Annotated in this window: 5 protein-coding genes; 2 read left to right on the top strand and 3 right to left on the bottom strand. The window is 71.9% G+C overall.

The annotated features are described in order from the left end of the window. Positions 1 to 2,117 (bottom strand): hybrid sensor histidine kinase/response regulator (locus A9O63_RS05515; RefSeq protein ID WP_069331028.1); only part of this gene is annotated, 2,117 nt, incomplete at its 3' end. Between the two features lie 154 nt (positions 2,118 to 2,271). Here A9O63_RS05515 and A9O63_RS05510 point away from each other — a divergent pair. After that, positions 2,272 to 7,695 (top strand): alpha-2-macroglobulin family protein, encoded by a 5,424-nt coding sequence (locus A9O63_RS05510; protein ID WP_069331027.1) that lies wholly within the window; start codon positions 2,272 to 2,274, stop codon positions 7,693 to 7,695. Further along, positions 7,692 to 9,716, top strand: a complete 2,025-nt coding sequence (gene pbpC, locus A9O63_RS05505; protein WP_069331026.1) for a penicillin-binding protein 1C — start codon at positions 7,692 to 7,694, stop codon at positions 9,714 to 9,716. The genes A9O63_RS05510 and pbpC overlap by 4 nt, the downstream gene beginning before the upstream one ends. Positions 9,717 to 9,723: 7 nt before the next feature. On the opposite strand, the gene A9O63_RS05500 is transcribed toward pbpC, so the two are convergent. Both A9O63_RS05500 and A9O63_RS05495 read right to left on the bottom strand, forming a co-directional pair. Then, on the bottom strand, positions 9,724 to 10,893 hold the full coding sequence (locus A9O63_RS05500; RefSeq protein WP_084295639.1) for an acetyl-CoA C-acyltransferase family protein: 1,170 nt from the start codon (positions 10,891 to 10,893) through the stop codon (positions 9,724 to 9,726). Positions 10,894 to 10,975: 82 nt separating this feature from the next. Then, on the bottom strand, positions 10,976 to 11,707 hold the full coding sequence (locus A9O63_RS05495) for a metallophosphoesterase family protein (protein ID WP_069331024.1): 732 nt from the start codon (positions 11,705 to 11,707) through the stop codon (positions 10,976 to 10,978). Positions 11,708 to 11,724 lie beyond the last annotated feature (17 nt).

Genomic DNA, 11,724 nt, shown 5'->3' with positions numbered 1-11,724 from the left:
GGCGGCGGCCGGTCCGGCGCGGCGGCCGGCGCGGTCAGGGACTGGAGGCGCCGGTAGAGATCCGAGCGCAGGAGCGGCTTCTGCAGCACTCCGGCCAGCAGCGCCTCGGCCGGATGGTCGCGCACGGCGGAAGGGTTCGAGGTCAGAAGAAGGATCGGCATGGAAAAGCCGCAGGCCCGCACCCGCTGGGCCAGCGCAAGCCCGTCGAGGTCGGGCATCTCGTGATCGGTCAGAAGCAGGTCATAGCCTGCATCCGCCGACAGTTCGGCCAGAGCCTCGATCCCCGAGCGGCAGAGCGTGACCGCGATCCCGCACGGGGCGAGCTGGCGCTCGAGAATGGTGCGGTTGATGAACTGGCCATCCACCACCAGCGCGCGATGCACCTCGATCGGCACCGGCGGGGCAGCCTCGTCGTCGGCGGCGGGCAGCGTCAGGCGGAAGCCGAAACAGGAGCCGCGCCCCGGCTCGCTCTCGACCCAGACCGCCCCCTGCATCAGCTCGATCAGGCGGCGGGGGATGGCGAGGCCGAGGCCGGTGCCCTCGAAGCGGCGGGTGGCCTCGGCCTCGATCTGGTTGAACTCGCCGAACACATGGTCGAGATGCTCGGCCGCGATCCCGATCCCGGTATCTTCGACCGTCACGCGCAGGTCGTGAAGCCCGGGCGCGACCTCGAGACCCACGACGCGGATCAGCACATGGCCGGCGGCCGTGAACTTGACCGCATTGCCGATCAGGTTCGTCAGCACCTGCCGCAGCCGCCCCGGGTCGCCCACGAAGCGCGTGGGCAGGAACATGTCGAAATCGATGAGCAGGTCGATCCCCTTGGCGCGCGCCTTGGGCTGGAGCAGCATGGCGACCTCGTGGATGGTCCGTTCGAAATCGAAGGGCTCGGGGTGCAGCGTCAGCCGGTTCGCCTCGATCTTCGAATAGTCGAGGATGTCGTTGATGATGACGAGAAGCGCCTCGCCCGACGACCGGATGGTCTCGGCGAAGAGGCGCTGATCCTCGGTCAGCACGGTCTCGCAGAGGAGGTCCGCCATGCCCACGATGCCGTTCATGGGCGTGCGGATCTCGTGGCTCATGTTGGCGAGGAAGGCCGATTTCGCCCGGCTGGCGGCTTCGGCGGCGGCACGGGCGGATTCGAGCGCGGCCTGCTGGCGCTTCAGCTCGGTGATGTCGACGCCGAGGCCCACGCGCCCGCCGTCGGGGGTCTCATGCTCGATCACCCGCAGCCAGCGCCCGTCGTCGAGCTGCTGCTCGGCCGCGCCCCCGAGGTGGCGGAAGGCCGCGAGACGATCGGCCAGCCACTCCTCCTCGCGGCCCAGGGCTTCCGGGAACTGGCCATGCGCGAGCCCGTGCCGCAGGATCTCCTCGAACGGAACGCCGGGCCGCAGGGCCTCGGCGGAGCGGGGATAGATCGCGCGGTAACGGTCGTTGCAGAGCACCAGCCGCTCGGCCCGGTCGAAGAGGACGAACCCGTCGGGGATCGCGTCGATGGCCGCGCGGAGCCGCATCTGCTCGGTGATGTCGATGAGCAGGCTCACCATGTCGCCGTCGCGCGCGCGCCGGTTCACCAGCCGCAGCCACTGGCCGGTGCGGCGGCGCACGATCTCGGGCTCGACGGGATCCTCGTCCCAGCGGCGGATCATGCGCTCCTGCCACAGATCGGCGGGCTCGCCGCGCAGGTCGATCAGCCCATGGGCGGTGGCCAGTTGCAAGAGGTCGGCCAGCGCCATGCCCGGGCGCACCTCGAGCCCCTCGAACTGGCAGCGGTAGGCCTCGTTCGCGGCGACGAGGCGCTGGTGGGCGTCGAAGACAGCGAACCCGTCCTCGATCGTGTCGATCGAATCCCATAGCCGACGCTCGGCCATGACGGCGGCGGTATGGGCGCGTTCGAGTTCGGAGAGGAAGCGGCTGTTCTGCCCCTTCAGCTTCTCGGCCTCGGAGAGCGCCGTCCTGACCACGGCGCGCTGCTCGATGATCTGATCCGAGAGGGCACGGGCGTGGATCGCGAGCTTCTCGTTGGCGGCAAAGAGCTCACGCTGCTTGTATTCCAGCAGCCGTTCGGCAGCCAGTCGCGCCCGCCGCTCCTTGGCCAGCTTCTGCTCGATGTCCATCCGTCCGTCCCGCCTAGACCTGCCGCATCCTGCGTCCGCAGAATGAATCTCTTCTTAAGCACGAGCGGCCCCGCGCGCAGAAACGCCCCGAGAATCCTTGCCTCCCCGGAAGGCCGGTGACAGCATCCGCCCAAGGCTTCCGGAGGAGTTTCCCATGCGCATCCGTCACCTGCTGCCGGTCCTGATGCTCGGTCTGCTGCCGCTCGCGGCTGCGGCACAGGACTGGCTGCCCGAGCGCCGCGTCGTCCTGAGCGCGGACACCGACCTGCCGGGCAGCGACATGGCGACCCTCCTCGACACGACGCTCGATGGCTGCGAGCGCGCCTGCCTGTCGCGGACGGGCTGCACCGCCTTCACCTTCAACGGGCGCAACGGCTCGTGCTTCCCGAAATCGGCTTCGGGCGATGCGGCGCCCTATCAGGGCGCGTTCTCGGGCGTGGTGGTGCCGGAGGATCCCGCGCGGCAGGAGACGGCCCGCGCCCGCGCCTCGGATCTGGCCTTCCTGTCGGATTACGATCTCACGCGCGCGAAGGAGCAGGCGGCAGGGCTCGGTCACGAGCATACGGTGAACGGCTTCACGGACGAGGAGCATCTCCAGAGCGCCGCCCGCGCCGAAGCGCAGGGCGACCGGGTCGCGGCGGCGAACTTCACCGGCGCGGCCGTCAGCGCCTCGGACCGGGCCGAGAGCTGGATCGAATATGCGCGCCGGCTGCGGGCGGCGGGCGAGGCGGACACATCGGCCCGCGACACGCTGCGCGACCGCGCCTTCCGGGCGGCGATCAACGGCTATCTGCGCTCGGCCTCGCCCGCGCTGCGCCACACGGCGCTGGTCGAACTCGCGCTTTCGGCCGAGACGGTCGATCGCGGGCGCGACATGGTGCAGGCGCTGCGCCTCGCCCAGTCGATCCAGCCGCGCGACGACACGGCCGGGCTGCTCGAGACGGCGGCGGGGAAATACGGTTTCCGCATCACCGAGAATACGGTCGAGGCCGACCGGGTGCGGCCGCGGATCTGCGTGACCTTCTCGGAGAAGCTGGCCGACAGCGGCATCGATTACGCCAGCTATGTGCAGCTCGGCGAGCCGGGGCTGACGGTCGAGACCGAGGACCGGCGGATCTGCGTGGGCGGCGTCGCGCACGGGGCGCGCCATGTGCTGACCTTCCGCGAGGGGCTGCCCGCGGCTGACGGCCAGACGCTCGCCAAGTCGGTGCAGATCGCGGCCTATGTCCGCGACCGCGCACCTTCGGTGCGCTTCCCGAGCCGGGCTTATGTGCTGCCGCGCGCCGGCGCGCCGGCGATCCCGGTCGAGACGGTGAATGCGAAAACGCTGGATCTGGCGGTCTACCGCGTGTCCGACCGCAACTTGTTGAGGGCGATCCAGCAGGATTACCTTGGCCGCCCGCTGGATCAGTGGCAGGCCGACCAGTTCACCGCCGAGGTGGGCGAAGAGATCTGGACCGGCACCGGCGAGGTGGCGATGGAGGTCAATCGCGACATGACCACCCGCCTGCCGATGGAGGAGCCGCTGCGGGGCCTGCCCGCGGGCATCTATGCGCTGAAGGCCGCGATCCCGGGGCAGGATGTCTATGAGCATCCGGCCGCCTGGCAATGGTTCGTGATCTCGGACCTCGGCGTGACCACGCTGTCGGGGACGGACGGGCTGCATGTCTTCGTGCGCAGCCTCGGATCGGCCGAGCCGAAGACCGGGGTCACGGTCGAGCTTCTGTCGCGCGCCAATACGGTGCTGGGCACGGCCACGACGGACGATCAGGGCCTCGCCGACTTCGATGCGGGCCTCACGCGCGGCACCGGGGCGGCCGAGCCCGCTTTGGTGGTGGTGAAGGAGGGCGAGGCAGACATAGCGTTCCTGTCCCTCACCGATCCGGAATTCGACCTGTCCGACCGGGGCGTGGAGGGGCACGAGCCCGCCCCGCCGGTGGATGTGTTCCTCGCGACCGAGCGCGGCGCCTATCGCGCGGGCGAGACGATCCATGCGCTGGCGCTCGCCCGCGACGGCGAGGCCGAGGCCATCGAGGGGCTGCCGCTGACCGCGATCCTGAAGCGGCCCGACGGGGTGGAGTATTCCCGCGCGCTGGCCTCGGGCACCGGCGCGGGCGGCCATGTGTTCGACCTGCCGCTCGCGGGCTCGGCGCCGCGGGGGGTCTGGCGGCTCGAGGTGCTGGCCGATCTCGAGGCGGCTCCGCTCGCCGCGAAGACCGTGCTGGTCGAGGATTTCCTGCCCGAGCGGATCGACGTGACGGCGAGCCTGCCCGAAGCGCCCATCGCGCTCGGCGACGTGCCCGAGCTGACGGTCGAGGCGAATTTCCTCTATGGCGCGCCGGGGGCGGATCTCGCCATCGAGGGTGAGGTGCTGCTGCGCGCGGCCGAGGGGCTGCCCGGTTTCCCGGGCTATGTCTTCGGCCGCTCGACGGCGAGCTTCGATCCGCAGGTCGCCTCCTTCGGCGGCCAGCGCACCGACGAGGCCGGGCAGGCGCGCTTCGCCCTCGACCTGCCGCAGGTCGAGGATCCGGCGCGCCCGCTCGAGATCCTCGTTGCGACCCGCGTCTCGGAAGGATCGGGGCGGCCCGTGGAGCGGACGATCACCCGCCGCCTGCGCCCCGCCGAGCCGATGATCGGCATCCGCCCGCTCTTCGACGGGGTGGCGGCGCAGGGCACCGACGCGCGCTTCGCGCTGGTGGGCGTGGGCCCCGAGGAGACGCCCGTGCCGATGCAGGTGCGCTGGACGCTGAACCGGATCGAGACCGACTATCAATGGTATCAGCAATGGGGCAACTGGGCCTGGGAGCCGGTCGAGACCAGGACGCCCGTGGCCGAGGGCGAGGCGGAGCTCGGCACCGCTCCGGTCGAGATCGGCGCGCCGGTGGACTGGGGTCAGTATGAACTCGTCGTCGAGCGCAGCGACGGCCGCCAGGCCGCCAGCTCGACGAGCTTCTACGCCGGCTGGTATGCGCCCGCCGACGTGACCGCCACGCCCGACACGCTGGAGCTGTCGCTCGACAAGCCCGCCTATCGGCCCGGCGAGACGGCAGAGCTGCGGATCGTGCCGCGCGCTCCCGGCAAGGCGCTGGTGACCGTGCTCTCGAACCGGCTGATCGCGATGAAGGCCGTCGAGGTCGGCGAGGGCGAGACGCTGGTCGAGCTGCCGGTGACGGACGAGTGGGGGACGGGCGTCTATGTGACGGCCACGCTCCTGCGGCCCATGGATGTGGCGGCGGGGCGCAACCCGACCCGCGCGCTGGGCCTCGCCCATGCCGCCATCGATCCGGGCGAGAAGAAGCTCGCGGCCCGCATCGAGACCGCCCCCGAGGCCGCGCCCCGCGCGCCCCTGGAGGTCGCGGTGAAGGTCGAGGGCGCGGAGCCGGGCGAGACGGCCTATGCCACCCTTGCCGCGGTCGATGTGGGGATCCTGAACCTCACCGGCTTCGAGACGCCCGACCCGGAGGACCATTACTTCGGGCAGAGGAAACTCGGCGTCGGCATCCGCGACCTCTATGGACGGCTGATCGACGGGATGAACGGCGCGCAGGGCTCGGTGCGGTCGGGCGGCGACGGCGGGCGGGCGCAGACGCAGGCCCCGCCTCCCACGGAAGAGCTGGTGGCCTTCTTCTCCGGCCCCGTCGAGGTGGGGCCCGACGGTCTCGCCCGCGCCACCTTCGATCTGCCCGGCTTCAACGGCACGGTGCGGGTGATGGCGGTCGTCTGGTCGAAGACCGGCGTCGGCCATGCCGAGCAGGACGTGCTGGTGCGCGACCCGGTGGTGGTGACGGCGAGCCTGCCGCGCTTCCTCGCGCCCGGCGACCAGAGCCGCCTGCTGCTCGAGATCGCCCATGCGACCGGCCCCGCCGGCCGAGTGAGCCTCGATGTCTCCTCGCCGGGCCTCACGGTCGGATCGGTGCCCTCGGGCCTCGATCTGGCCGAAAAGGGCCGCGCGCGGATCGAGGTGCCCGTCTCGGCCGACCGGACGGGCCTGCAGCAGATCGAGGTCTCGCTCACCACGCCGGACGGCAAGCAGCTGACCAAGCGGCTCGTCGTGCCGGTAGAGGTGAACGACCCCGAGATCGCGCGGCGCGACCGGCTGACGCTGGAGGGCGGCCAGACCTTCACGCTGGACGACAATCTGTTCGCGGGCTTCGTGCCCGGCACGGGGCGCGCGACCATGGCCATCGGCCCGATTGCGCGGCTCGATACCGCGGGGCTGCTGGCCAGCCTCGACCGCTATCCCTACGGCTGCACCGAGCAGATCACCTCGCGGGCGCTGCCGCTCCTCTATCTGAGCGGCGTGGCCCAAGCGCTCGACCTGCCCGGCACCGAGGACATGTCGGTGCGGATCGGGCAGGCCATCGACGAGGTGCTGACCAACCAGACCGCCGAGGGGGCCTTCGGCCTCTGGCAGGCGCAGTCGGGCGACTTCTGGCTCGACGCCTATGTCACCGACTTCCTGTCGCGGGCGAAGGCGCAGGGGCACAAGGTGCCGGAGCTGGCGATGCGCCGGGCGCTCGACAACCTCCGCAACCAGGTGAACTACTCGGCCGATTTCGACGAGGGCGGCGAGGCGCTGGCCTATGCCCTGATGGTTCTCGCGCGCGAGGGGGCGGCCGCCATCGGCGACCTGCGCTACTATGCGGATGTGAAGGCGGATGCCTTCTCCACGCCCGCGGCGCAGGCCCAGCTCGGGGCGGCGCTGGCCAGCTACGGCGATCAGCTGCGGGCGGATGCGATGTTCCGCAAGGCGGCCGCGCGGCTGAACGGGTCGCTCGCGGCCCAGTCGCAGCAGGTGTTCCGCGCCGACTATGGCACCGCCTACCGCGATGCGGCGACCGTGCTCACGCTCGCGGCCGAGGCAGGCTCGCAGGCGGTGGACCGCGAGGCGGTGACCACCTCGCTCGCCGCACGCACCGGCACGCTCTCGACGCAGGAGGCCGTCTGGACGCTGCTTGCCACCAACGCGCTGATCGACAGGCCGGATCTGGAGGGGATCGCCATCGACGGCACCCCCGCGACCGGGCCGCTTGTCCGGCTGCTGCACGACGGCGATCCGGCGGTGGCGGTCACCAATGCGGGCGGGCCGCAGGTGCTGACGGTCACCGCCACCGGCGTGCCCTCCGAGCCCGAGCCCGCGGGCGGCAACGGCTATGCCATCGCGCGGAGCTACTACACGATGGAGGGCGAGGCCGCCGATCCGGCCTCGGTCGCGGCGGGCACGCGGCTGGTCGCGGGGCTGGAGGTGACGCCCTTCGGCAATGGCGAAGGGCGGCTCATGGTCAACGACCCGCTGCCCGCGGGCTTCGAGATCGACAACCCGAACCTGATGCGGGGCGGGCAGGTCGATGCGCTCGACTGGCTCGCCCCGGTCGAGAGCGTGGCCCATGCCGAGTTCCGGCAGGACCGCTTCCTGGCCGCGCTCGACCGCTATGACGGCGAGGCCTTCCGGCTGGCCTATATCGTGCGCGCCGTCTCGCCGGGCACGTTCCACCATCCGGCCGCCTCGGTCGAGGACATGTATCGGCCCGAGTTCCGCGCCTGGACCGGGGCGGGCCGCGTGACCGTCACCCCATGATCCGGGCACGGTGGCTGTTTGCGGCGGCGGCGGGATTGTTCCTCGCCGCCGCCGCCCGCGACGGGGTCGACCGCTTCATTTCTGCGACCGGAATGCCGCCCTTGGCGCTCTCGACCTCGGTCGAGGTCGAGGCGCGCGACGGCACGCTCCTGCGGGCCTATACCGTCGCCGACGGCCGCTGGCGGCTGGAGCCGGGGCCGGTCGATCCCCTGTTCCTGAAGATGCTCGTGGCCTACGAGGACGGCCGTTTCCACGACCACGGCGGCATCGATCCGCTCGCACTGACGCGGGCGGCGCTGCAGGCGCTGCGCTACGGTCAGGTGGTCTCGGGCGGCTCGACCCTCACCATGCAGGTGGCGCGGCTCCTCGAGGAAAGCGGCACGGGCCGGGTGGCGGGCAAGCTGCGGCAGATGCGCGTGGCGCTGGCGCTCGAGCGGCGCCTCTCGAAGGAGGAGATCCTGTCGCTCTACCTCCGACTGGCGCCCTATGGCGGCAACCTCGAGGGGATCCGGGCGGCATCGATCTCCTACCTCGGCAAGGAGCCTGCCCGGCTGACCGCAGCCGAGGCGGCGCTTCTGGTCGCCATCCCGCAATCGCCCGAGGGGCGGCGGCCCGACCGCCACCCGGAGCGGGCCGAGGCCGCGCGGGCCCGCGTCCTCGCCCGTGCCGTCCGGGCGGGGGTGATCGAGGCCGAGCGCGCCGAGGCCGCCCTGCAGGAGCCGGTGCCACGCGCGCGCAAGCCCTTTCCCGCCGTGGCCCCGCATCTGGCCGACCGGGTGACGAAGGCCGATCCGCTGCGCCAGACCCACCGGCTGACGCTCGACGCGGCCCTCCAGAAGCGGCTCGAGGCGCTGGCCACCGAGACGGTCGAGGCGCGGGGCGAGCGGCTTCAGGTGGCGATGCTGGTGGCCGATCACCGCTCTGGCGAGATCCTGGCCTCGGTCGGATCGGCGGCCTATCGCGCCGACCGGCGGCAGGGCTTTCTCGACATGACGGTGGCGCTGCGCAGCCCCGGTTCGCTACTCAAGCCCCTGATCTACGGGCTTGCCTTCGACGAGGGGCTCGCCCATCCCGAGACGCTGCTCGACGACCGGCCGATGGATTTCGCGGGCTACCGGCCGCAGAACTTCGACCGGATCTTCCGCGGCGAGATCCGCGCGCGCGAGGCGTTGCAGATGTCGCTGAACCTGCCCGCGGTCGCCCTGACCGATGCGCTGGGGCCGGCGCGGCTTCTCTCCGCGCTGGAGCAGGCGGGGGTGAAGCCGGTGCTGCCGGGCGGGCAGCCGGGCCTCGCCGTGGCGCTGGGAGGCGTGGGCGTCACCCTGTCCGACATGGTCCAGCTCTATGCGGCGCTGGCCCGCGGCGGGGTGGTGCTGCCGCTCCATGTCGAGGGCGAAGGTGCGCCGGGGCGGCGGCTCCTGTCCGAGGTCTCGGCTTGGCAGGTGGCGGACATCCTGTCGGGCATGGCGCCGCCGCCCGGCGCGCCGGCGAACCGGCTGGCCTACAAGACCGGCACGAGCTACGGCCACCGCGACGCCTGGGCGGTGGGCTTCGACGGGCAGCATGTGGTGGGGATCTGGCTCGGGCGGGCCGACGGCACGCCGGTGCCGGGCGTCTTCGGGGCCGATCTCGCGGCGCCGGTGCTGTTCCGCGCCTTCGCCCGGCTGAAGCCCGCGCTGGATCCGCTGCCGCCCCCGCCGCGGACGGCCCTGACCGTGAGCAATGCCGAGCTGCCGCAGCCGCTCCGCCGGTTCCGCTCGCGGCTGGCGGCCTTTCAGACCACGGGCGGGCCACAGGTGGCCTTCCCGCCCGACGGGGCCGAGGTCGAGCGGCTGCGGGGCGGGCTGAAGGTGAAGGTCGAGGGCGGGACCGCCCCCTTCACCTGGCTTGCGAACGGGGCGCCGGTCGCGGTCTCGCTGGGCGGGCGCGAGACGATGCTCGACCTGCCGGCGGGGTTCCTCACCCTTTCGGTGATCGACGCGGACGGCCGCTCGGCCCGGACCGCCGTGCGACTGCGCTAGGGCGAGGTCAGACCCGCTCGAGCGCCAGCGCGATCCCCTGCCCGCCGCCGATGCACATGGTGACGAGGGCGCGGCGCCCGCCTGTCCGGTGCAGCTCGTGGAGCGCCTTCACCGTGATGATCGCCCCGGTGGCGCCGACCGGATGGCCGAGCGCGATGGCGCCGCCGTTCGGATTGACCCTGGCCGGATCGAAGTCGAGCGCACGCGACACGGCCAGCGCCTGCGCCGCGAAGGCCTCGTTCGACTCGATCACGTCGAAATCCGCGACCGAGAGGCCGGTGCGCGCACAGAGCGCCTTCACCGCCGGGATCGGCCCCAGCCCCATCACCTCGGGATCGACGCCCGCATGGGCATAGCCGATCAGCCGGCCGAGCGGCCGCGCGCCGGGCACCGCCCCCTCGCGCGCGAGGATCAGCGCCCCCGCCCCGTCGTTGATGCCGCTCGCATTGCCCGCGGTCACGGTGCCGCCCTTCTGGAAGGCGGGACGCAGCCCCGCGAGCGCCTCGAGCGTGGTGGCCTTGGGATGCTCGTCGCGGGCGAAGGAGACCGGCCCCTTCCGCGAGGCCACTTCCACCGGAACGATCTGGCCGTCGAAGCGGCCCTCCTCCTGCGCGCGGGCGGTCCGGGTCTGGCTTTCCAGCGCGAAAGCGTCCTGATCCTCGCGGCTGATGCCGTGCCGCTCGGCCACGATCTCGGCGGTGATGCCCATGTGGCCGGTGCCGAAGGGGCAGTTCAGCGCCCCCGTCATCATGTCGAGCGCGCGCGTGTCGCCCATCTTCTGGCCCCAGCGCGCGGCCGTCAGCGCATAGGGCGCGCGGCTCATCGATTCCGCGCCGCCCGCCAGCGCCACCTCGGCATCGCCCAGCATCAGCGCCTGCATGGCCGAGACGATGGCCTGTACGCCAGAGCCGCAGAGCCGGTTCACGTTCATCGCCGGCACTTCTGACGGGATGCCCGCCTGCATCGCTGCCACGCGCGAGAGATACATGTCGCGCGGCTCGGTGTTGATGACATGGCCGAAGACCACATGACCCACGCGGCCGGGCTCCACGCCCGCGCGCTCCAGCGCGGCGCGGGTGACGGTGGTGGCGAGATCGCCCGGCGGCACCGCGGCGAGTGCGCCGCCGAAGCCGCCGATGGCGGTGCGGACGGCGGAGAGGACGAGGATGTCGGACATGGCGCGGCCTTTCTCTCTGGATGGCCGCACCATAGCCGCCGATCCGGCGGCCGCGCCGGTGACGTTACGTCGGAAAGAGGACTCAGGCGATGGGGCGGCGCCCCTCGGGGCCCAGTTGCCAGACCGAGCGACCCTCGATCACCACGGCCGAGAGCGGCCCGCCATAGGCCGCGCCGCTGTCGAGGTTCAACCGGTTGCCGTAATGGGTCACGGCATCGATGGCCGTGTGGCCATGAACGACGAGCACGCCATGATCGCGCGGATCGGACAGGAAGGGCTCGCGGATCCAGACGAGATCGTCCTCGGTCTGATCGGCAAGCGGCACCCCCGGGCGGATGCCCGCATGGGCGAAAATCGCCTCGCCGTGACGGTAGAGCGTGGGCAGCGCCTCGATGAAGGCCAGATGCTCGGCCGGAACCAGAGCGGTCGCCTCGCGGTGGACGACGGCCACGGGGCGGTCGGCGGCATGGGCCACGCCGTAGGATTCGAGCGTCGGCCCGCCGCCCAGCCGCGGATGGAGCCACGAAAGATCGCCGCGCAGGCCGGGATCCTGATGGGCCGGATCGCGCAGGAAGCCTGCGAACATCCGGTCGTGGTTGCCCTTCAGCACCACCCAGTTCTCGCCCTGCTCGATCCCCTGCCGCAGATATTCCACGACACCGCGGCTGTCCGGCCCGCGGTCGACCAGATCGCCGATATGCACGACAGGCGCCTCGTCGTCCCCGGTCCGCCGGCGGTCTGCGGCGATCCGGTCGTGGATCTCCTGCAGGAGCGACAGATGTCCGTGGATGTCGCCGATGGCGTAGCTTCGCATCTCGGTCCTTCCGAAAA

The organism is Cereibacter johrii (assembly GCF_001720585.1).
Lineage (GTDB): Bacteria > Pseudomonadota > Alphaproteobacteria > Rhodobacterales > Rhodobacteraceae > Cereibacter_A > Cereibacter_A johrii.
The sequence above is the reverse complement of the archived record's forward strand: the minus strand, read 5'-3'. Positions and strand labels throughout refer to the sequence as shown.

What these genes read in the sequence shown, in the direction of transcription:
- A9O63_RS05510 (WP_069331027.1), top strand. Translation starts at nt 2,272, where the DNA reads ATGCGCATCCGTCACCTGCTGCCGGTCCTGATGCTCGGTCTGCTGCCG.
- pbpC (WP_069331026.1), top strand. Translation starts at nt 7,692, where the DNA reads ATGATCCGGGCACGGTGGCTGTTTGCGGCGGCGGCGGGATTGTTCCTC.
- A9O63_RS05500 (WP_084295639.1), bottom strand. Translation starts at nt 10,893, where the DNA reads ATGTCCGACATCCTCGTCCTCTCCGCCGTCCGCACCGCCATCGGCGGC.
- A9O63_RS05495 (WP_069331024.1), bottom strand. Translation starts at nt 11,707, where the DNA reads ATGCGAAGCTACGCCATCGGCGACATCCACGGACATCTGTCGCTCCTG.